The organism is Marinibacterium profundimaris (genome assembly GCF_002210095.1).
GTDB classification, from domain to species: Bacteria; Pseudomonadota; Alphaproteobacteria; order Rhodobacterales; family Rhodobacteraceae; genus Marinibacterium; species Marinibacterium profundimaris.
Window position 1 is genome coordinate 1 of the sequence record NZ_AQQR01000002.1, and the last position, 22,787, is coordinate 22,787.

Here is a 22,787-nt window from a genome sequence, read left to right on the forward strand (position 1 = left end):
AAGGGAATCCCTTGCGATTCAGGTTTTGAGCCGGACGCTTTAGTCCGAGCTCAGCGTCGTCGATACGGATTCCTTCACTCATGCTGTAAGGAACGACGATGACTCTGTCTGCGTGGGACTCGCTATATTTGTGCCTCTCGGCGAGAGCCCTGATCGCGTCAAGCGACGTCCGCAGTTCGCTTTCTGCAGGTAAATCGATGGCGTAGCCTTTGCGAGTCCTTCGAAGGTTCTTCTCGCTGACCTCACGCCAACGAAGCCTGTTCGTCACCGGATCGCTGTGCACAACGATAATCGGCAGTGAATGACGCAACCAATAATTGGCATGAGCTTCCGTGCCAGTAATGAGTGAACCCGTGGCTTGTCGCAACTGCATTGCTTATACCACGTTTGACTTGGACACCAACTTGGCGACCCGACGCGCACATTTCGGACTCGCCTGTCGTCAATTCAATGATACCGTCAACTCCGAAATCCAAACCAGCTCGGCGATCATACAGCTGCCCGAGTTGCAAGATCGCAGCCTCAACAAGCGCTTCTCCAAGTTGACCTTGGACCGCATTCGGGCCAAGGGCCGGTAGATCCTTATTCCTATCGCTCACACTCAAAGCCTGACATTTTCCCAAAATTTTCCGAGCTATGGCACTAATGGGGCTCGACGCGACGGATTTACTGCGCCAGCGCAGTTCGTCTTACGAGCGCACCCAAGGAGGAAGCCTCGACGACTTTGCGTGCTGGAACGAATGCGCGGAGTAGACCAAGTGCCTTCAGATCCGGTCCGAGCGTCGTAAGGTCGGCGCCTGTTGTGTCCTTGATCAGTTCGTCAATTGTATCGAAGTGATCCTCAGGCGCATCCTTTTGCGTTCGGGGATTGTCGACAATGAGCTCGAGCGCTTGCTTCATTGCATCCGTTATCCGCAACGCGCCGAGTTTGTCCACAGCCTTTGCCAAATGCGCCACAGCTTCGAGCGGCTTTTCCTCTGCGCGAAGACCCTGCACCGCGCGCACTACGAGATCGGGCACCCCGCCAGTTGCAGTCATGATAGCCTCGCGGATTGCAGGCTGATCGAGGTGATTGGCCTCGACTTGACGCAGGTGCATGCGCAGGAACTCCATACCCCAAGGGGCGAGGAATGCCGCCGCATTCCCCTGCCGGATGGCCAAGTTGCGCAATCCGTCATGTTCGGCATCCAACAGCAGGATCGGGCGGATTTTTCCCGAAAGTACCGCTTCATGTCGGCTCAGAAAGTTGAGAACGCGCTCGGCATCTTTCTCTGAGCCGGAGTTCATGTGGGCGACCACCCGGACCGTGTTGGCTGTTATCCGGGCGTCGAGCGCTGCCCGCAACTCGGTCTGACCGTCCGTAGCAACTACCTCGACATACTTGCCGGGCGCCAAGCCGGGTAGCGCCATTTCCCTCGACACCCGGTCAAGCATTGTGGCAACACGCTCTAGTCCGAGCACCTTGAGGCCACAGATCACCCGCGGTGCAAGATCATTAGGATCGAGGAGTCGCTCCACTTGCAGAACGGTTAGAGGCAAATGGTACCTGCGTGCGCCATCGCGTTTTGCTTGGATGCTCAGGCGATGAATGGCCTTGTCGTATCGTACCGCCGGCTCACTGTGAGCGATGTTCAGGAGTTCGTTCTCGACGTCCTCAGGCTGACCCAGCATCTTCACTACCTGGGGCGATCGCAGGCAGTAGCGGTAGACCTGCGAGCTGCCCACTTGGATGCGCCCCAGAACGCCAAGGTCATACATCTCGTCGAGAATGACGCCAAAACCAGCCGGGTCCATCCGGTCCAGAGCCGGTGGCCAAAAGTCCTGCACTGCCTCATAGATGTCGTGAAGCGGGATACCCTCCATAAGCACGTTCTGCTCGGATCCCTGATGCGCCAGCTGGCCAAGCACGTTAGCGATAAGCGCGTAGCGGATATCGAGATCGAGCGTCCAGCGGAATTTCTTGCGGATCTCGTTCTCTATCTGTTCGAAACGCTCGTGCTCGAAAAGCATGGCACTCGGCACCTGCCAGAGGGGGCCATTGGGATTAAGATGATCTGAGCGTGTCGCCGCCCGGTTCAACTGTCGCAAGAGCCCCTGCAAAAATTCCTGTGCTAGGGAAGGATACTCGTTGGTATAGGCAAGTATTTCGTCGACTGCAGACGGATCCTCGAATCTGTATCCAGCGGCGCGTAATGGCTGGATGACTAGGTCTCGCGCAGCTTGTTTGTCTTCGTGGGTTCGGTTGAGTGGGCCTACGACGATCGGCTGGCGGAAATGCGCCAGGGGCGAGTTGGTGACTTTGTGCAGACGTTGCACGTTATGAACGCCGGCAAAAACGACCTTGAATCGTCGGCCGGTCCTTTCCATCAAGTCCTTGAGGCGCGTGATCTCGGGGAACCCGCTCGCGCTCTCTGCCGACATGAATTCGTCTGTTTCGTCGAGCAGCGCGAGAATTCGACGTGAACCGTCCCGTCCTAACCAAGTCTGTATGTCGTTTGCCGTTGCTTCTGCGTTGCCGAGACTACCCGGTTGAACGACGCCAGCGAATGGAAAAAGCTCCGAATGCAGGATGCGCCAGACCGTCGATGAGGGCGTGTCAGGCTGGCCGAGGTTGGTAACTGATCGCAGGACCACGATTTGGCCCGCATCCGGGTCATGAGTCGTCTCGCGCACATGGTTTAACAGTGCCGACTTGCCGAGCTGGCGGCCCCCGAACACCAGACAGCCCTCATAATCTCTGCTCTTAATGAGCCTTATCTCCTCACCGCGACCGAAAAACATCTCGGGCGGAAGGTTCCCCGCATTCGTTACGTAAGGCTCGACAAAACCATATGGCAGGCCGCACGCGAACAGGATCTCTAGACGCGCCGTCCGCTGACTCGCCGCAAAAGCGGCCAGAGCCTCGTCGATTAGGACCGCGGGGCGCCTTGCTCCACGGAGCTTTTCCGCAAACTCTTGCCGCAGCGCTCGAGAAAGAACGCCAGCGACCAGAACGAATGCAGGCACATCCTCTGAGAGCGCATCCACGATCACTTCCGGCATGACGTCAACGGCTGCGAAAATGAGCTTGTAACGCTGACCGGACGCACTTCCGAAGATCGGCGGCAGGAACCAGCTTTTTGCCGGTTGGGGCGTGCAATCAGCGGCGAGCGACAGCGACCATACCTGCGTGCGCGGCCCCTGTCCTCGCTCGGCCGCACCAAGACGCACGTTGCGGAAACCAAGCGCCTCAAGGGCGTTCTGGATCGATTTGGCGCTCGGAATACTCTTGCGCGATTCCGTGCGAAGTGCGCAAACAATCTCCATGAGCTGAGCAGCATTTTCACGACGCGCGGCGTCGGTTACGAGCGGGCCGGCTTCCGCGGCAAACGCTGCAGCGTAGGCATCAGCGGTCTTGGGCCATGACCCGGCTTCTATTGCACTCAAGACTTCCTTGGAAAACCTGCCCATCGGGCCGCCTTCGTCGGAAACCGGGGCTCCGAGAGCCCGGCCGTCGCGCAAGAGTGCAATACTGTTTTCGATCCCCTCAAGGGCATGGCCGCTCTCAATCTGCCGCCTCAGCTCGGCGCGATCTTCCTCGCTGGCATCGCCAAGACGTTTCTGCACTCTGTCAAGCTGGTCGGCGCGCACCTCAGCTTCGGCCTCGTCGCACTCGGCTTCGAACCCCACGCAGAAGACAGTCGTTGCATCTAGATCGGTAAGCGGACCGTCCCCGTCTGCCAGCGCCGTTACCTCATCTAGCGCCTCGCGAAGCCGCGCCGAGCGCGCTGGAAGCGATTCCTGCCGTGCCTTGTCGAGGTCGAGGCGCCGCAAGACCGAAACTCTTTTTACCAACTTCTGAAGGCGTATCTTGAGGTTTTCGGCATAAGCTCTCTGAGCGTTCTCTAGCGACGGGACGAGCGCGAGTTCGGTTGTCTCTCCGAACGTACGATCAAGGCGCAGCGCTGTTGCGAACGCTCCCGCCTCGAACGCCTGGCGCGCAGCTTCCTCCGGAGTCGGGATTCCCGAAGAGTGCAAGACAGCAAGCAGAGTCTGAGTGTCGGCGTCCGCAAGTGCGCGCCGCGCCGCGGGGACCAATCGAGCTGCTTCCAAGCTCTCGACCTCCTCCTCCGATGCGAACCGACGCAAATCCTTGCCAGAGAGACCCTCGCTCACCGCGAGTACTTGCTGACGAAGCCACTCCGAAAGCGCCGCGTCGAAGACTCGCACGTCAGCCGCCCGCTCGGCACGACGAGACAGCGCTTCGGCAGCGCCCACAAGAGCGTCTTTAAGCGTGTCTACCTCGCGGCGCATCCTGGGGCTGACATCGCGTTCCTGCTGACCAGATTGCGCAGCTAGCCATCCTTCGAGGATTTCTGCGGCCTCACCGAAACGGCGCTTGAGGTAGTCCCGCGAAGCGGGGTTGAGCCTTGACGTGCTGCGCGAACCAAGCGGCTGAAGTTCGTTGCGCAGAACTCCTTCAAAGACGTCGCTGTTGGTGCAGAAATTGGCCGCCTCACGTGCCTTATGCCCAGCATTTGGTGCCCCTTTAGCTATCGCCTCGGCTGCGCCGCCAACGATGCCTCCCGGCTTGGCCACGGCACGTAGGAACCGAGTCGAGGGCTGGCACGGTCCACTCATATGCTGGGCATCGCGTGCCCAAGATGTAAGCCGCTCGGAAAGCCGGTCGGTTCGCGGCCGTGCTGGTGCTCCTGCGAGCTCAGCAAGCGCGTCCGGCCCTGGTGGAAAAGTAAACGGCAGCGCCTCGACAATGTCTTTGAGTGCGTTCAATTCAGCTCCGAACCGACCAAGGCGCACTTGGCTCAGGGCTGCACGCAAGGCCACCTCGGAGACGAAGACTGCGCCTGCCAGAGATGCCCCAAACGCCATAGCTGCATCTGCTTCCTGACCGCTTGCACATGCCAGGGACGTTTCGCTGACTAGCCTGTTGAAGCCGGGCGTGTAATCGGTGCCAAGAGTGCGCGCGAGCGAGGCCGCGCGCAATGCGGGCGCCGAAAGCGGTGTCTGCTGCCCCTCGGCATCGAGCGCCTCGGCCAATCGGGCCGCGACTGCATGCATGTCATTTAGAAGCAGCTCTGCGAATAGGGCGGCTTCTGGCAGTGTGTCCGCCTCAATATCAGTACCTGCATCCTCTGCAACCGTGGCTTCTCCGGCTTCCGGGTTTGGGTCATCCGGCGCTTTCGTAACCCCGGCCTGAACTTCTTTCAAAGGTTCTTCGGAGTGCTTAGTCGTTGCTAGGTCGGTCATGTTGGCCCGCCCTTCGGCCCGGTCCCCAGCAGCCTCCACCGCTGCTGTCGTCCTCGCTTGCACATCCTCGCCCGGCTGGACAGCTTCGGGCATCGCCGAAGTGCCGGGCACCTGAGTCGCGCTGTGGGCGGCTTCCGCGCAATCATGCGCTTGAGCGTGTCCGATCAGGCTTGCTCCGCAGCCGTCATGCGAACCGTCTTTCCCTTCGTTCACCCTCGGTGCAACCACATCTGTGGGCGCTCGGTTCTTTTCTTCGAGGCTGTGCGAGGAAAAAGTATCAGGCACTCGTGCAATCGGTGTAACCCAATCGATGGGCCAGTTTACGTCTTTCCCGTCCGCCGCCACCGCATCGGAGAAGAACGCCTTTGCCGATGCCAAGGTGCGAGACGCCTGGTCGAACTCCTGCATGATTTGCGACGCTTCCCCTGACAATGTGGCGAGGAGAGCGAAGTCGCTCTTGGCCATGCATTCTTCCATGGCCTTCTTCCGCTCCGCTACGCTTGTCTCCAGCTCCGCGACCGCCGCAGCCGCGATGTCCAGGTTTTCCTTCGCCGCGCAAAAAGGCTCGATGCAAGCTGGGTGGTTTGCGATCCATCCTTCCGCAGCCTCTGATGGCATTTGCATAACGTCCATGAGGATCTGTACCGCCGCCAGCCGTCGACCAAGTTCATCGGCGTCGGCCGCTGCGATCGCTGCATCTTGCGCCTCTTCGAGAGCAGCGATGGCTTCTGAGAACGCATCAGTGCCCGAGGTCAGTGTCAATGCCGCGACTAGCTGCTGTGCCAATTCGAGTGCCTGAGTTACGTCGGTTTCCGCAGTGTCTTCTTCCTCGTCTACCTCTTCGCCGATCTCGATTGTTGGCGTGAAAATGCTGAGCAGTTCCTGTCGCGTCCCGTCGTTTCGCTCGTCTACCCGTCGCCACTCGGCCGACGCATAGTCATAGAAGAACGCGACAAGTAGCTCCGTCGACATCGGTTCCTCCTCGTCCATAAACCGATCAACGGAAGCCGAAAGCCCTGGGGAGGACCCCAGCGCCATTGCGATGGTTGGCTTTTTCTTGATCTTGGTTCGCATCTTGGCATTCGATACGCCCATGCAGGCTCGGATATCGAATGCTACAGCAAGCGCAGGGCGCTGCTCGATGAGCTCGAAGTACGCTTCGTAGAAAGGCGTTTGATCCTCCTTGATGTTCTCTATGTCGAGGTGAGGGAAAGCCCAGATCAGCCACTTGATTTCGCGTAGGCTGAAGCGGCGCTGCGACATGACATAGTTGAGCGCGGCTGGGGCCATCTCGCGCAAAGGAAAAACGAGGCCTTCCGGTATTTCAGTGACCAGCGGGCGTCTGTCGTCTGGTCCACGCGGGAGGCCGCGGAGCATCGCTTCGGTCACCGATTCCTCGAAAGAGGATGTATCGCACTTCGTCGTGGTTGTCGTCCGGAAGCTCATGCTCATCCTTTCAAATCAAGCTGAAACGGCGACGCCATTCAGGAGTGCGTCGACCCAGACCAGAGCCGGATTCCTGTCTAGTTCGTGCCAAACCCGCTGGTTAGAATAATCATGTAGGCATCGCGAGCATGCACGAATGCAGTCGGGATTTGTGCATTCGAGAACGTCCCGAGTCATTGTGAGCAGTACCCGCATCGAGAATCCCGCGTCACGGGTCAGTCGCGCCGCATAGCCAGCGCCCCCCGAGACCGCGTCGTAGAGCACGACAACTAGGTCACCATCGAGGACTTGTGTTAGCGCCCGCAAGTCGCGTGGGTCCGTCTCTAGAAGCTGCGCCGCCCCGAGCCTCAGTGCTTCCTGCAGAGTGCGGCGCAGCGTTTCGTCGAACGGTGGTGGTGTCCCGATGCGCGCCCTAGGCCCGCCTGAGAACAGGAAGGCGCGGACATCGGTCTCGAAAACATGGGCAAGGTCGATCGGCTGCACCTGTCGCGCAAGATCGACCCTGCAGCGCTCCCCTGTGCGGGGATTGATGTGCGTGGACATCATGCTGCGCCTTTGCCAGCGTCGCTCCGGGCCGTGACCTTCGACCGGTTCAGCATGCTCGCATGCGGGGCACCAGACGAAGCCACCGCGATCGGGGCCGCGGTTGATCGTGATGATCCGACCCAGTTCGGCTTCCGGCCGACCAGATCCGGGCGCATGAAACGTGCGGATATCCTCAATGTCGGTCGCTTGGTAGGCACTTCGCGGTGCCTCAGTCAGAAGCCGGGCGTCGTCGGTCGGCGCCGGCCGAATACGCGCAGCCCCAGGGTCCCTTCCGTCTGGTTCCGCGAACGACGTGACAAAGCCCTTCGGTCGCAAGAAATGTCGCACCCGGTTGAAAGGATGAAATGGCGCTCGGCATTGTGCGCAATCTTCCGCCGGATCGGCGCCTTCTGCGGTGATTTGCGGGCAGCCACACGCTTCGCATGCCCGGTAGAGCGCCTTGTCGACAAAGGCATCATCGCCCGTGAACCTGTTGCGCTTAGATATGCCCGCGGAGGTCCAAACGCGACCGCCTGCGACCACCTCCGCCCGCGGCGCATATTCGGTGATACCAATGGCACCGTCGCGATCAAGTTCGAGTGGAACTTGCGATGTACCGAAGCCGCCGCCTCCCGCGCGGGTCATCACCTCAAGTGCGACCGAGTGGACCGGAAATGCGTAGGTTGGAATGACCGCGCGGCGTGACATTTCCTCGACCACGAATTGGTTCAGGAACCTTGCCTTTTGGGCATTGAGCGCAGCGATCGCGCGTGCCTTCTTGTCACGTTCTCTTTCGTCGCTTTCCGGTAGGGCCGCACGCTCGACCTCTAGGAGCTGTACATTGTCGTGCATGATTTGCCAGCGGCCGAAGACCGCATCAGCCAGGGCATCGGTGCGGCGGCGGAACATGGCCTCCACACCGCGTGCATCGAGTGCAATCCCCAGAACTGTGGATTCGAGCCTCAGGGCGAGGTTCGCCGCCCGACGGAATGCCTGCTGACCCGCGCTCGACGCTGCCCAAGCATCACGATCCTCGCCCCAGCCCGTCCGGGTTGCGCCGTCGAGAAACTCACCGAACAGTGCCTTAAGCCGCGGTGCGCCCATACCAATCGCAGCACCAAGTCGATAGTCAAGGAAGCCCGCGAGCGCTACCGACATTTGGTGGCGCTGGAAAAAGCCTGGATTGTCTAGGTTGAGATATGGGACCCTCGGCTTCTCGACCAGATACTGCCCGAAGCGATGATAGACCGCCTGATCGTATCGGCTTGAGCGCGCAGTGGTCAACACAATCGGGGCTACCTGGGCCCGTCGTCCGGCGCGGCCTGCTCGTTGCTGGTAGTTCGCGATCGAAGGTGGAACGTTCTTGCACAATACTGCCTCGAGATCCCCGAGGTCGACTCCCATTTCCATCGTCGTCGTGCAGCTCAGAAGGTTCACTTCGCCTTGTTTGAAAAGCTCCTCGGTGCGTGCGCGTACATGCCCGGCGATCGCAGCCGTATGCTCGCGAGCAACCGACAGCATCGGTCGCTCGCCATAGCGGGCGACGTAGTGGTTCGTGGTTTCAAGCGCATCGCGCTCTGCCTCTGACACAGGCTCAAGCCGACCACTACATCCGCGCGACGCGCACACCCCAGCGGTGTCGATCTGGGTGCGCACGCCGCAGGTGTCGCAGCGCAGAAGCGGCCTCTCGCGTCCCGGTATCACCCGGATATGCCGGTCAAGCTTAAGCCCGAGGCCTCTGCCGTGCGCGATCATCATCGAATTCGGACTTTCGAACGCCCTGAAGATGCGTTCCAGCACATCGCGCGCCGTTACATCGTCGATAGGAGCGTCGACGGCTGTTCCCATCTTCTGCAAGAGTTGAACGAACCGGTTCGAGTGGCCAGCTGCCGGAATGATGTGCATGGCGAGGCTTGCCCGCGGGTTCTTGTTAAGCGTGATGCAGCGATCTCGCTGGGCGTTAAACCGGCCCCAAATGGAATCGTCGACGAGATCGACGCCACCCGACCCTTCATAAGCAATTGCTCGATGCTCTCTCGCCGTCTTCAGAAGCCATCGGACGTAGGCCTCTGCATGCGGTTTCAAGGCATCCGGCATCGGTCTTTCGGCAAGCCTCACGACACGATCAAGTCCCTCGTAGTCGATCGAAATAAGGCCGAACCCCTCTAGTGACAGCCGCCCTTTTCCGAAGGTCGATAGTTCAGCCGCGATCAGGGTCTTCAGACGCAGTTCTTCGTTGATCTCCTCCCTCAGCATCGGCTCGACGCCAGGGGCGTAAAGTCTAAGACCATGCTGTCGCAGGGATCGTTGCGAGGCCGTGACCAAGTTGTCTAAATCGAGTGCGCCCCTCGACAGCGCATCTAGCATCGCACCCCGAACCGCCATGTCGCGCGCAGTCCGTTCGAAGAATGGAGCAAAAAACGCCGCGTCTTGGCGGTTGTCCGAGAAGACAAGCAAGTTGCGCCCGTCCATCGGCGGCGCCGTGCCGACCGACCGGGCGGGCAACGACTCGAGAAGCGCCTGCGCGGAGACTGCCGAAAACGCCTCGTCGCCGGGATGAATCGTGGTGATCGGCTCGCGATGTCGCGCTGGCCGGTGGTTGCAGGCACAGCAGCGCGGCAAGTGGGCACCTTCGTCGTCATGCTCCATTTGCACCGCCTCGAGCCCGACCGCTCCGGCCTCTCCCTCTTCGAGCGGGAGGCCGGTCATGGGATCGACCCACCAGACTTCCGGCACGTTCGGATCTTCGTTGTCCTCTTCTTCCTCGCTTTCTGCAGTGGCCAGGCCAGGCAAAGGCCTAAGCAGGACCCGATCCGAGGCGCGCCCCTTATCTGGATCGAGTCCGGCACCGGTCATCCAGGCTTCGAGGTAAGGTTCTCCGCAATTGCGGCAGGTCATCAAGTGAAAGATTGGCCGATCTTCTTCGTCCCGCACAGGACCGATATGCACCGTACCAACGCCTTCCCCCGTGTCATGGTCGAGCGTGACGCCAACACGATCCACGGAACTGGCAATCAAGTGATACCGCGCGGGAAGAAGTGGAAAGACCGCAGAATCTTCACTTTTTGCCAACACTCCGATGGAAATGAGTCCGATGAGGCCTGCAATCGCAGTTGCCGGATCGTCGTCCGGAAAGATCTCCTCGGCAAGATCCGTTAGCGGTTGCGGGCCACGCTCAAGAATGTCCGCAAGTGTGTGAACCTCAGTGAAACGGCTCAGGCACTGGATTAGACCATCTCCAAGTCTAGTGTCATCGCCGATGCATAACGCGTCGAGATCCTCGAGTTCGCATTCCAAGTTCCAGTCTCGCACCGATACTACGTGGCCGGTCCGCTCGCGCATGGCAACGAAGGCCGATAGTGCCCTTGCCGCGTCCCATTGATCTGCACCGAACCCACTCGGTGCGTGCTGACCCGCGAGAGCTGGGTGCCTCCGGCGGCGCGACATCACCACGGATCTTGCGGCAGCGAACGGCTCCCCGAACAGGTCGGCTGCGAAAGTGGCCAACTCTTCCTTCCGCGCCTCGTCGAGCGATGCGGAGGTTCCCACACAGCGCACCGATCCTGGCGCTGCTCCGACACTATCTTTCAGACGACGGAGCAGGAAGGACACCTCGATCGCTGATGCGCCCGTGTAGGTGTGTAGCTCGTCGAGCACGATCCAGCGCAGGTCGGCGCCGTTGAGGAGCGGGCGGTTGGTGGGCAGTAGCAGGATGTGCTCTAACATGGCGTAGTTGGTTATGAGAATGTGGGGTGGCTGGGCCCGCATCTCCGCCCGCGACAAGCGCCACTCAAGCGGAACCTGCACATCTTCGCCGAACTCTTCCACGTATGTTGGGGTGGCCCGCAGGGTGGACTCTTCCTGCTCGCGCGACGCAGTTGATCTCACCTGCCCCGTATAGCGTCCAAGCGTGATGCCGGGATTCCCGAGGTCTCTGAAAAGAAGCTTCGCGATCCGCGTGAGTTGGTCGTTCGCGAGCGCGTTCAATGGGTAAACAAGGATCGCTCGCACGCCCGGGCGTTCCAGGTCACCCTGCGCGAGAATGTCGTCTATAAGCGGGAATAGGAAGCTCTCAGTCTTGCCTGAGCCCGTTCCCGTTGCCACGAGGTAGTTGTCGTCACGCAGCAATGCGTGCTCCTGATGAGCATGGAGCGGGCGGGACCACACTGCAGGTGCGGTATGCGCCATGGTTTCCCATGCTGGCTGCAGTAGGCCATCGCTCCGGAGGCTCTCGAGCGAGCGCCCCTTCTCGAAGTCCGGCAACGTCTCTACAAAAGGACCCTTGACCAGTTCCTGCGCCGCCACAGCGGAGACAAGCTTCGCTGCCAGCTGGGGCGCCCGCACTGAATTGACTGGTGACGCTGTAGTCACGAAGCGCTTTAGGGTTGCATCCAATACACTGCGAAACCGGTTCGGATCCAAGTCACTCATGGGGTCGCCTCTCTGGATTGGAGTGCATGCGCGCGACACGCGGCATCCCAGAACATCAGTATGATTGAAAAGAGCTCGGGGCCGCATCGCACCGACACAGTCAGGACCTCGCCAACGGTATCGCGTGGCAATCCGGTGCGGGTCACGAGGTCGGCCAAGAAATCATCCGAGCGCCCGATCCGGCTCGCCCGGGCAAAGCGCTCGAGCAATGCTGTGATGCGTGCAGGGAGCGCGTCCTTTCCGCCCGTCAGATCGAATGCGCGGAGCCTAGCCAACTCAGCGCTATGAGCCGCAAATACCGATCTTGCAGCTCCACCGAGCACTCCTTCGGAAAGCAGAGGACGTCCACCAAACTTGTCGAGCCGAAGGCGCAGGAGGCCCATGGCTTGCTCCATGGCATCGCCTCCAAGTACGGGAGGCAGCCCCTCCGCAAGCGCGATCCTGTCGAGCCACCGCGTTGTTGCATCTGTTGCGCTCGGATCGGGCAAACCGTCCGCGTCAACTGTCTCGAGCCGGGCAAGCGCGCCGAGCATTCCGTCCTGGTCAATGGCGCCAAGCGCAGATAGGTCGCGCGAAAAAAGCCAGGGCGCGGCGCCTAGAACATCGCCCCGGGCCACGCGGCCGCCTGAAGTCGTCGCAGCGAGTGCTGGCAGGAAAGGGCGCACCATGCCTTGCTGCGCAAGCTGTCGGGCAGCCTCGGTGCGGGATTGGGCCAGAGCGCGGTAAAGTTGGTCCGCAAGTGCGGCGGTGCTCGGCTCCGCCGCCAGCCTCGCAAGGTTTGATAGTGCGTTGCGGCTCGGTCCTGACGCCCCGTTGAGGCCAACTGCAACCGGGTGCCTATCGGAACCGCATAGCTCTTCGAAGCTCTCTCCGACTTCGCGCACTAGGATTGTCGCCCGCGCGGCCATCCTAAACTCCGACTTCCTAATCTGGACCTCGATGCGATCGCCCAATGTCACGGAAACACCCGAGGGTAGCGGCGCCTTGACCGGACGCGGGCCGAGCATTTCGAATCCTTCGGAAACTTCTCCGGAGACATCCTCTATCCGAATGCCCACCCCATCGAGACGCTTCGCCGGCTCGAAAGCCACAGACACGAAGACATCGTCTTCGAAACATTCGATCCGCCTCGGGTCGTTGACCTGCAAGACCCTGAGCAGAGTCTCGACGCGGCCATCAGGATGGCACAGAGCAATACGGTCGTCTTGTCCTTCGCCGCCTAAAACCGATGCCGGAACCTCTAGCCGGCGGGAGCCCCGGAACGGACCACGTTGTCGCACGCCAAAAATGAGGAGATCTGTATCAGATGGCGCTCCTTCGACGACGATCGCGTCCTGGCGTTCGGAAGCGCCGCGTAACCAGACCGCGCCATGCGCCACCCGCTCGCGCCCATCAACCCCTGGGCGATGCCGCCAGACACGCACGCCGCGGAACGGGATTTCAAACTCAGCTAAATCGCCATCGACCGACACGGCAAGGCACGCCGCCGGAGCAGCATGGCGCGGGTCCATGGTGAGCCGGCCGGCGATCTTCAACCAGCCGGCGCTGTGAGCGGCGCTGAAGGTCTCGGGGGCTACAACATCCTCGACATTGCCTGAGGGCGTCCGCCCTACACCGGGCCAGATATAAGCGGCATTAGTGCGCTCAGCGCGTGCATCGCCAGTCGATGATGCGCCCGTCACCAGCAGATCGAAAACCGCGCGTCCGGGCGCAGCTGGGCGGTCGAGCCGCAGCGAACGAAATGAAACGCGCGCTACACCGTCTGGCCCCGGCGTGACCGGCGCATGCGATCTCTGTCCGCTGAGGGTCATCCGCAGAACCCGCGGTTCCACGAGCGCCGGATCCACTCGAACCTCAACGAAGCCCTCTTGCGTCCCCTCTCGAAGGATACGTGCACCCCAGCTGCCAAGTGGCGGTGCGATCACCCTGAGGCCCGGCTCCACGCTGACGGAAATCCGCACCTTGAAGCCGACCCCTGCGGCTTCGGCGCCAGTTCCAACCGACACCCACGCCATGGAGAACGTAGGGTCTTTGGCTGGGACCGACGGACCGAAGCCTGTCGCCTCGAATGGTGCGCGCGCCAAGATAACCACTTCTTCCGCATGCACAAAAGCCTGAGCCTCCGCCCCCCGCGCCTCGTATAGGAAGGTGCCCGTATAGGCATCGAAGATCCAGGCCACCCCTTCGGTTGGCGTCGTACGAATTGCCTCTCGCCGACCCGCGGACCATGTAATTGTTGGAGGCCATGGCGTTGGCAGTGGGACGGGCTGGCCACCTGTCACGCGTTTCGGAAACGGTCCCATCTCAAGGCTTTGTGGAACCGATCCCTGTTCTGGCAGAAGTGCGATTGCATCTTTCCACCAGATTGGACGCGGTGGGCCGATCACGTGCTCCTTCCTTAGGCCTTGGTTACGTGCCGCGCGATCAAGCGCTTCGAAGAGCGCCCTGTCGCGCGGCCCGATCGGCGCATCGCTTAGTCGCCAGGCGTTCGCTCGCAACGCATAATGGCCAACCTGATCAAACAAGAGCGATGATCGCGCCCGTTTCAGAGCTTCTGGCATCCAGGTCAGTGTTGCGCGCTGCCAGGCCACCGATGCCGCGGTGTCCTCGATCGCAGGTGGTCCCAGCCGTTTGAGCGCAGACACCAACGCCGACGCAAGCGACCCAACTTGGGCATCTGCGACACCGAGAAGAGGGAAGAAGAGATCGCTCGGATGATTGCCAGACACTTTGAGGCCAAGCTTTTGGCAAGCTATGCGAAACCCTATCTTCAGTCCTTCTTTCGCGTCGGGTGACGACAGGGACGCACCAAGGCCGTGGGAGATGTGGGAATAAACGTGCTTTGAGCTCTCACCGTATCGTACGGCAAGTTGATCCAGCGTCGCCCAGATTGCGAGTGCTGGGTACTTCGAAAAGAACTGCCTAGAATTATTCGCGGCAAGAAGGCATTTGCTCGCCACGCGGCGGGCCTCAGCTGGATCGCCCGGCGTCAACTGACCAGGGAACGGTGTCGCGCCTCGTGACCGCCATTGCGAAAGTAACGCCGCATCTATCTGCTGCGCTGACGCCCAATCTTCAAAAGTGGCCACGCGGCCTCCCCTCCAAACAAGTACTTGGACATCCCCGCATTTTGCGATGCCTATTTGCGAAGCCGCCACTAAGAGTTCCGGGTTCGGCTATTCCGAAGGGCTCCGCCTGACTTTCCCCACGATATATTAGGCGATCTCCGTATTCACGTCCGCACTACTATGGCAGACCTCACCCTGCCAGCAGCCTAGAGAGCAGACAAGAGCACCGCCTCAGATTTTCCATCTTCTCTTAGATCAAAGCACATAGCCGGCTTTCGAGGCTGCCGAACCAAAACCGAAAGCGCAGTCAGGCTCACTCCGCGATCATGGGGCCTAGGGGTCGGGGAGCAGAGCACAACAGCCGGAGAAATCAGCGTTCGGTCACCATTTCAGGACGCATGGCTTGACATTCTGAAACCGTTCAGCGTGGTTGCCCAAAACGCATCATTCAACCCTTGGGGAGTAGGCTTAGAGTAACAACCCGAGTTCATTAAGTATCGCATTGAGCAGTTGGCCGTCATCGAGGCCTGCCAGCGATGCGTTCTTTCCAAACGCGCCCAGAGCCCAGATCGTCAGGAGCTTCCGCATGACGGCTGCGGGTGCGTCCATTCCGTGTGTGGCCAGGTCGAGCAGGAGGAGCTGATAGGCTTGGTCGAGGCTTCTCGTGGGCCCGGCACCGCCGCGGGATTGCGAGCTGATGTGCGGTGATATCGTGGGCTTGAGCAGCTTGTAGACGGCGTCCTTCGCTTCCGCGGTCCACGGATCGCCCCGCTCTGAAACGTCGGTGCAGATCGCGAGATTGGCGATTTCGGTGGCGCTCAGCCAAGTTCCGAAAAGGTACTTGCCACCTACCTCTGACATAAGCGTCTCTCCAGGTTCGCACGTCTTCCACACAGGTAGAACAGGGGGCGCCTCTAGTCTGAGACGGCGTTTCCCATGATCTTTCGAATATTCTCCGGCACACCTGACTCCTGCTAGATGAAAAGGCCTGTGACCGGGCCAAGAGGCTCAGTCGGCCCATCGATCCGAGCCGTACTCGACTCTGGCAAATCAGGTGCCACTGGTGGTCCGCCCGACACGATTTGGTCGCGCCAAGTCTCCCGATGTCGCGTGAGCAGATCCTGCGCGGCATCAAGAGCTTCTCTCCGCTTTGCCTGCGGATCGGGTGACGGAATCGGCACAGCCCTCAGCCGACCAAGGCGATACCAGCGCGACATTGTCCGCAACCAGCCTGTCTCGAGGTCGAAATCGTACTGGAAGCCCAGCACAGGAGACGTTGTCACCCATGGGTCTGAAATCTCGGGGTGGCCGCTAACGTCGCCGTCGGCCCGGATGGCATCACCGTCACGCCAGACAAGGAACCAGTTGTCGATCAGCGGGGCGCCATCGATGTCACCTGAGCTCGGCCCGGCCTCGGCCTGCTCGACAGCGGACAAAAAGTCGTCACAGCTCATGTATCGCAATCTTCAGGCCTCCTTGTTCCATGGCAGCCGGTCGCGCGCTTGGATAGCGCATCGCTTCGTGATCTGGGCAAACCGATCATGATTGATCCCGTCCGTGCCGAGTTGATCACAAGGGCCAAAGCGGTGCCCCCCAGAGCGCCAAGGATATGAAGGTGCTGCCCAGCAGGACGCTTCCCAGCAATATGCCCAGGCCAAGGCGCCTATGTCTTCGCAGAAGGCGGCCGCTTTCCTTGCCGAGGATGGTGAGGTCTGCCTCGAGCTTCGCTTGCCGCTCTTCCGCCACAGCAACCCTTCGGCCGGTGACCTGCATGACGCCCCCGATCCGATTTGCCTCAGCCGCCACCTCCTTGCGGAAGGCCGTCATCTGCCGTTCGAGCTCAGCCTGCATCTCCGCCAGCTCTGCCTCCGTCTTCCGGATCGTGTGGTTTCGCCTGGCCCGAAGCTCCTCGATCCGGGCGTCCAGCTCTCGGGTCATGGTTCGATCCCCTTCGCTGATTGGTATCGCGGATCGCACCCGGCCGGGGGCTGATCCTCCACCAGGTCGTTCAATTCAGCCTCGGCCGCAGCCGGTTTCAGGTGGCGCTTGATCAGCTCCCAGCACCGGGAGACGATCTGAAGGATGCGATCCAGGGAGCTCGCGATATCCAGCTCTCCGACCCGACGCTTCAGGCGTTCATCGTGGATGGTCCAGCCTTCCCCCGTTGGCGCCGGCACGACTTCACCGGTCAGCACGCCGATCATCAGCTTGCGGGCCAGCTCAAAGGCCTCGCGTACCCCGTCCCGGCGATAGGAATCGGCCTGGGAGTGGACCTCCTCCATCTTGCTCTCGGCGTCGAGCCGCAGCTGCCGAGCCTTGCGCTTGGCGTCGAGGAGGTAGGCGTCGGCCACGGCGGTATCTTCCTCGGCCTTCTTCCGGGCACGGTTTTCCAGCCTTGTTGCCTCCGCCTCCGCGGTGGCCAGTCTGGCCACTGCCGCCTCGCGATCGCGGCGGGACGCCTCGAGCAGCGCATCGCTCTCGGTCGATGCGCTCTGTCGCTTCGCCTCTGCCTCGGCGTCCAGCAGGGCGGCGTGCTCCAGCTGCTCCGCCAGATGGGCGGTGATCTCCTCCTCCGTGGCCGAGAGCTCTTCCTCGTGGATGGCCAGCGCCGAGACACGATCCTCCATTTCCCGCAGCAGCAGCGCGTCCTGCTCCGCAGCCGCCTTGCGCGCGCGCCACTCCGCCCGTGACAGCCTTTCCCGCTTCGGACCCAGCCGGGTGAGCGCGGCGGCAATGCCGACCTCGCGGTGGTACTCGTCCTGAAGTTCCCGCGCCCGGGCCTTGTAGGCCGCGTTCCCGAGCTTCACCGCGGCTTTGGCGTCGTGACCGGCCTCCCGGGCGGCGGCTTCGGCTTCGGTCTTCGCGGCCCAGGCGGGGTTCAGGTCGCGGGCGGAACAGGTGGGATCATCTGTCGGCAGCACAAAGGCGTGCAGATGCGGGTGCTCTTCATCGAGGTGCTCGACCACGCCTATCAGCTTGTCGCCGAACATCCGCCGGAAATGGGCGAGGTTGTACTCGACCCAGGTTTCGTATTTCCGTCGGGCCTCCGCGTCCGCCTCGACCTGACTGGACAGGAGCGGATGCGAGGCCACGCAGGTCAGCAGAGTGTGACGGTCCTTGCGGATGCCGCGCTCCTTGGTCGAGCCATCGGCCAGCGTCACGGAAATCCGCCCGGCCTCCACCATCGCATCATGACGCTCCTTGATCCGCGCCGGGTGCAGACCCGCGACGACACGCGGCGGGCGAGGGGCGGGGACGTGGGTGGAAAACCGGGGGATGCGGGCCGCTTCGGCCAGCACCTGCTCGACCGATTGGCCGGCGGGGTTGGCCTTGCGGGAAAAGCTCTGGAGGTGGAAGAACTGGGGGCCGCTCATGCTGCGACCTCCGTTCCCCGGGAAACGCAATATGGACCGACTACTGTGTTGGCAAGCAACACGTCGGGCAAGGCGCTGCGCCCCTGCACCCAGCCAGGCGGCTCCGCCGCCGATCCGTCCCGGATCGAAGCCGCCCATGGCGGCTGCAAAAGCCCTTCTCCGCCAGCCATGGGGTTGGCGCGTCGGCAGGCTTTTGCGGGGTGTCCCGGGAGCGCGGACCGCCTTGGCGCGGGGGTCGTTGGCCAGCCGGGGGCCGGGATCATGCCGGGTCTGGTCATCGCAGGAACCCCGCGGTCTGGGCCTCTTCCCGCGTGATCAGCCCGCGCTGCACCGCCTGGAAAACCCTGTCCTCCGGCAGGTGTCGGTACATCCAGTCCTTCCGCTCGCGGATCGCTTCGGCGGCGTCGCTGAGCTGCCTCTCGACGATCTGTTGCGGCCTGTGCGCCTCGGCCCTGGCCGCCTCGACGAAAGGTCGCCATTTCCCCAGCCTGAACCAGTTGTCCGAGAAGCTGACCTTCGATCGGGTGTGCCCGGCCGAGTGCCGGGCATATGCCTTCACTGCCGTCAGCAGTTCGGCCGCCGTCACCTCGGACAGAGCATCCCGGGCCAGCCTGAGCGAGGTCGGCCGGTCCCGTCGCCGATCCTCGGGATAGGCATCCCAGATCTTCCCCAAATCCTCCTCCCCCGGCTCCTGCGCGCGCGTAGGAGGTTTAGGGGTTGTTTTAGGATTGTTTGGGGTCCCCTGAGGACCCCGTACCCCGTCCTCAGGGGACCCGGTACCGGGGTCAGGACGCACCCCGTCCTCTGAGGACCCCGTCTGCGCGGGGGTCCTTGCCGGGGCCCCAATCAACTCCAGTTGCGCCACGACATCCATGTCGATCCGGTAGACAACGGTGAAGCCGTTCTTGCAGGGCCGTTGCTGTCCGGTCTGGACCAGGATGCCCTCGCGGAGGAAGTCCGAGATGGTCCGCTTGACGCTGGTCTCGCTCAGCTCCGTGTGGCGCTGGACGAACCCCTTGGAGCACCAGATGCCCGAGCCGTCATCGCTGGCCTTGTTGGCCAGGAACATGATGATCTGCTTGCGGACGGCACTGCCGAAACGGCGCTCATGGCAATGGGCCTCTACGACGTAGCTCATGACCGGTCCTCCGTGAGGCTTGCGCCAGTGGCGGAGGGGGCGTAGGTTTTTCGTGTCGAAAGACTTTCTTTGTTGTCGGGTGGAGTGCCAGCTCCCCCGGCAATTTTGTTTGGGGCTCCGGGCGTGTCCGGACGGTTCGTCAGACCCTGAATTTCGTCAAAGAATTCAAAGGGGCTGTTCTGGGGGTTCGCCAGCGTAACCCCATGATTTGCAACAACGCGCAGACTCCTGCACGGCTCACCACTGTATCCTTCCTTTATGCGCCATTCTCGCGGTTATGCACCCCGGGTGACCTGGCGCCGGGCGGCCGGCACGGGGCACCTGCCCCTTGCGAGACGATCGCGCGCGATCTACATCCGTTGGGTCATGGCAGAGCAAGGCACGCCCCCCTTCCCCGACGCCGACCGGGATCCGGTCTTGGCGAGCATGCTGTGCTTTGCGATCTATTCCGCCGGCCATGCCTTCACGCAATTCTACCGCGCCAGCCTCGAACCGATGGGTCTGACCTATCCGCAAAGCCTGGTGATGACCCTGCTGTGGGAGCGTGACAACCGATCCGTGCGCGAGATCGGCGCTGCGATGCACCTGAAGTCCAGCACCCTGACCCCGCTGATCAAGCGGCTGGCCGAGGCCGGGCTGGTCAACCGCCAAAGGGACAGCGGGGACGAGCGCGTGGTGCGGATCACCCTAACGGACAAGGGCCGCGCCCTGCAGGCCAGAGCGGCCGAAATCGCCCCCCATGTGCGGGAGGCGCTGCAGATGTCCGAGGACGAGATTGCGCAGGCCATCGCCACGCTCGACCGGATCCGCGCACGGCTGGTGTCGGCCACGCCCTGATCCGGGCCGCCCGGAATTGTCGCAGGGTTATCCTGCGGTCCCGTCCTTCTCATCCCTGCGGGCCCTGATCGCCAGCTGCGCCGCCGAGAGGCGCGCGATGGGCACCCTGTAGGGCGAGCAGGAGACATAGGTGAACCCGCCGGTGCGGCAGAAGTCGATCGTGTCGATATCCCCGCCATGTTCGCCGCAGATCGACAGGTCGATGGACGGGTTCGTCGCCCGCCCCCGGTCGGCGGCAATGCGGATCAGCTCTCCGACCCCCTTGAAATCCAGCTTCTCGAAAGGATCGCCGGTCAGCGCGCCCTGTTCGACATAGGCCTTCATGAACCGGCTGACGTCGTCGCGCGACAGGCCATAGGTCATCTGGGTGAGGTCGTTGGTGCCGAAGCTCAGCAGCTGCGCATATTCCGCGATCTCGCCGGCGCAAAGCGCGGCGCGCGGGGTTTCGACCAGCACACCGAGGCGATAGGCGACCTCCTGCCCCGTGGCCACCCGGACCTGCGCCGCGACCGAATCGATGCGCGTCTTGACCAGCTTCACCTCGGACCGGCCGGCGACGAGGGGGATCATGATCTCGGGCTCTACCGTGGCGCCCACGGCGCGGCCCGCCTCGATCGCGGCCTCGAAGATCGCGCGCACCTGCATCTCGTAGATCTCGGGATGCATCAGGCCCAGGCGCACACCGCGCATCCCCAGCATCGGGTTGAACTCGGAAATCGCCTCGATCCGCCGGTTCACCTCGGTCAGCGACAGGTCCAGCGACTGGGCGAGGTTCATGCGCCCTTCGCGGTCCATCGGCAGGAATTCGTGCAGCGGCGGATCGAACAGCCGGATGCAGACCGGCAGCCCCGCCATGGTCGCGAAGAGCTCTCTGAAATCCGACCGCTGCATCGGCAGCAGCTGGTCCAGCGCGGCGCGGCGGTCGGCCTCGGTTCCGGCGAAGATCATCTCGCGCATGACAACCATCCGCGAGGGTTCGAAGAACATGTGCTCGGTCCGGCAAAGCCCGATCCCGTCGGCCAGGAAGCTCATCGCCAGCGCCGCATCCTGGGGCGTGTCGGCATTGGCGCGCACCCCGATGTCGCGGGCGGCATCCGCCCAGGACATGAATTCCAGGAACCCTGGATCGTCATCGGCGGGGGTCATCAGGATCTCGCCCATATGCGCCTCGCCATGGGTGCCGTCGACGGTGATCAGGTCGCCTTCGTGAAGGACGCGGCCATCGCCCAGGGTCATCGTCTCGGTCTCGGCCGATATCACGACGCCGGAGGCGCCGGTGATGCAGGGCACGCCCAGCCCCCGGGCGATGACGGCCGCATGGCTGGTCATGCCGCCACGCTCGGTGACGATGGCCTGGGCCACATGCATGCCCCGGATGTCCTCGGGGTTGGTCTCGCGCCGGACGAGGATGCAGGGCTCCTCGCGCGCGGCGCGGGCGGCGGCGGCGTCGGCGGTAAAGACCACGTGGCCCGTCGCCCCGCCCGGGGAGGCCGCCACGCCGGAAAACAGCGGCTTGCGCGCCGGATCGGGCTGCACCTGGGGATGCAGGAACGCGGTCAGCGACGGCGGCGCGACGCGCAGCAGGGCCTCTTCGCGCGTGATCACATCGGCCTCGACCAGCGCCATCGCGTTGTTCAGAGCCACCCGGGCGCTGGACGCCTGCGGGCTCGCATCCAGCACGAGGAACCGGCCGCCTTCGTACGCGACGTCGATCTCGCGATCCGCGCGAAAGCCCCGCCGCGCGGTGTCGAGCAGGGCAGAGAGCGCCTCCACACGCTCCGGTGCGCGGTCCTGCAGGGCGGTCGGGATATCCTCGGCCGGCGCGGGCGCTCCGGTCTCGGTCAGCGCGCGCAGGCTGCCGTTCAGCCGGGTCTGCCCCGTCACCGGATCGAACATCCGCACCCGCCCGGTGGCAATTTCGCCCGGGGCCACGGACCAGCGGTTGTCCTGCACCAGAAGGGCCAGCCCGGCCTCAAGCGGCGCGCCCTGGGCATGGCGCAGCAACCGGGCGGTGATCCCGCCCCAGGCCGTCGCCATGGAGGAGACGACCTGCGACAGCTGCCGACCGGGATCCTGGGGAAAGGCCTCTCCGGCCTCGCGCAGGTAGATTTCGAGCGCGGCGCCGGCCGGGTCGGACCCGGCGGCGGCCTCATCGAAGGGCTCGGCATCGAGACAGGCGACATCGGTGGCATAGCGCAGGATGAAATCGAACCAACGCCGGTCCGCGTGCTCCTGTCCGAAGCGGGCGGCAAGCAGCGCATGGGTGGCCTCGTTCAGGCCGACATCGGGGAATTCGCGCGGTCCGCCCCAGGAGCGGCGGCCGCTTGACGGCAGGACAGAGACCAGCGGGTCGGGGCCGAATTCGTTGATCACCCCGGCCGCGTCAAAGCGTTGCCCGGTGGCGATGCCATGCAAGCGTTCCACCGACAGCGCGACCGAGACGGGGCAGGTCAGCCCCATATCCACCAGGTGCTGCAGGTCGCCGGCCCGTTCGCCATGCGCCTCGGCCACGACACCGGCCCCCGGTTCGATCCGGACGACGCCGGACCTGTGGTCGGACATCAGCATTACGGGCCCCCTTTGCGCCCCTTCGGGCTGTTTTTCGGGCGCGTCCGTAGTGGTCCGGCCGGGTCCCTCCCCACCGGCCAGTCCAGGCGCGCCGTCCGCGTCACCCGGCAGTATAGTGCAAATTCCGCTGATGGGCGCAATCTCTCCGGGCGG

Annotated in this window: 11 protein-coding genes and 1 pseudogene; 1 reads left to right on the top strand and 11 read right to left on the bottom strand. The window is 62.7% G+C overall.

The features are described from left to right. The 10 genes and pseudogenes from ATO3_RS05035 to ATO3_RS05080 all read right to left on the bottom strand — a co-directional run. A partial coding sequence (locus ATO3_RS05035; protein WP_143747226.1) for a DUF4365 domain-containing protein occupies positions 1 to 373 on the bottom strand: 373 nt, incomplete at its 3' end. Positions 374 to 425: 52 nt separating this feature from the next. After that, positions 426 to 599, bottom strand: a pseudogene (locus ATO3_RS29570) (hypothetical protein); the annotation flags it as partial. 67 nt (positions 600 to 666) lie between these two features. Further along, complete coding sequence (locus ATO3_RS05045; protein ID WP_143747227.1) at positions 667 to 6,699, bottom strand: SMC family protein; 6,033 nt, start codon at positions 6,697 to 6,699, stop codon at positions 667 to 669. 9 nt (positions 6,700 to 6,708) lie between these two features. Then, entirely contained in the window at positions 6,709 to 11,649 is a 4,941-nt protein-coding gene (locus ATO3_RS05050) for a DEAD/DEAH box helicase (protein ID WP_158217905.1), read from the bottom strand. After that, positions 11,646 to 14,738, bottom strand: a complete 3,093-nt coding sequence (locus ATO3_RS05055; RefSeq protein WP_143747228.1) for a DUF3348 domain-containing protein — start codon at positions 14,736 to 14,738, stop codon at positions 11,646 to 11,648. The genes ATO3_RS05050 and ATO3_RS05055 overlap by 4 nt, the downstream gene beginning before the upstream one ends. A gap of 447 nt (positions 14,739 to 15,185) precedes the next feature. Then, a complete protein-coding gene (locus ATO3_RS05060; RefSeq protein ID WP_088648747.1) occupies positions 15,186 to 15,578 on the bottom strand; it encodes a hypothetical protein in 393 nt (130 codons plus the stop codon). 113 nt (positions 15,579 to 15,691) lie between these two features. Continuing rightward, positions 15,692 to 16,171, bottom strand: coding sequence for a DUF6634 family protein (locus tag ATO3_RS05065; RefSeq protein ID WP_088648748.1), 480 nt, complete (start codon positions 16,169 to 16,171; stop codon positions 15,692 to 15,694). 115 nt (positions 16,172 to 16,286) lie between these two features. Then, positions 16,287 to 16,655, bottom strand: a complete 369-nt coding sequence (locus ATO3_RS05070; RefSeq protein WP_088648749.1) for a hypothetical protein — start codon at positions 16,653 to 16,655, stop codon at positions 16,287 to 16,289. Beyond that, the gene (locus tag ATO3_RS05075) at positions 16,652 to 18,091 is read right to left on the bottom strand and encodes a hypothetical protein (protein ID WP_088648750.1); all 1,440 of its coding nucleotides are present in this window, start codon (positions 18,089 to 18,091) and stop codon (positions 16,652 to 16,654) included. Before ATO3_RS05075 ends, ATO3_RS05070 begins: the two co-directional genes overlap by 4 nt. A 274-nt stretch (positions 18,092 to 18,365) precedes the next feature. Then, on the bottom strand, positions 18,366 to 19,229 hold the full coding sequence (locus ATO3_RS05080; RefSeq protein WP_198963210.1) for a hypothetical protein: 864 nt from the start codon (positions 19,227 to 19,229) through the stop codon (positions 18,366 to 18,368). A gap of 426 nt (positions 19,230 to 19,655) precedes the next feature. On the opposite strand from ATO3_RS05080, the gene ATO3_RS05085 reads away from it, so the two are divergent. Beyond that, entirely contained in the window at positions 19,656 to 20,066 is a 411-nt protein-coding gene (locus ATO3_RS05085) for a MarR family winged helix-turn-helix transcriptional regulator (protein WP_233152071.1), read from the top strand. A 27-nt stretch (positions 20,067 to 20,093) separates the two neighbouring features. On the opposite strand, the gene ATO3_RS05090 is transcribed toward ATO3_RS05085, so the two are convergent. Continuing rightward, entirely contained in the window at positions 20,094 to 22,634 is a 2,541-nt protein-coding gene (locus ATO3_RS05090; protein WP_088648752.1) for a putative PEP-binding protein, read from the bottom strand. Positions 22,635 to 22,787: the final 153 nt, after the last annotated feature.

Bases quoted from the DNA above. Each gene is read 5' to 3' on its own strand.
- ATO3_RS05080 (WP_198963210.1), bottom strand. From the start codon at position 19,229: ATGAGCTACGTCGTAGAGGCCCATTGCCATGAGCGCCGTTTCGGCAGT.
- ATO3_RS05075 (WP_088648750.1), bottom strand. From the start codon at position 18,091: ATGAGCGGCCCCCAGTTCTTCCACCTCCAGAGCTTTTCCCGCAAGGCC.
- ATO3_RS05045 (WP_143747227.1), bottom strand. From the start codon at position 6,699: ATGAGCATGAGCTTCCGGACGACAACCACGACGAAGTGCGATACATCC.
- ATO3_RS05050 (WP_158217905.1), bottom strand. From the start codon at position 11,649: ATGAGTGACTTGGATCCGAACCGGTTTCGCAGTGTATTGGATGCAACC.
- ATO3_RS05070 (WP_088648749.1), bottom strand. From the start codon at position 16,655: ATGACCCGAGAGCTGGACGCCCGGATCGAGGAGCTTCGGGCCAGGCGA.
- ATO3_RS05060 (WP_088648747.1), bottom strand. From the start codon at position 15,578: ATGTCAGAGGTAGGTGGCAAGTACCTTTTCGGAACTTGGCTGAGCGCC.
- ATO3_RS05090 (WP_088648752.1), bottom strand. From the start codon at position 22,634: ATGCTGATGTCCGACCACAGGTCCGGCGTCGTCCGGATCGAACCGGGG.
- ATO3_RS05065 (WP_088648748.1), bottom strand. From the start codon at position 16,171: ATGAGCTGTGACGACTTTTTGTCCGCTGTCGAGCAGGCCGAGGCCGGG.
- ATO3_RS05085 (WP_233152071.1), top strand. From the start codon at position 19,656: ATGCTGTGCTTTGCGATCTATTCCGCCGGCCATGCCTTCACGCAATTC.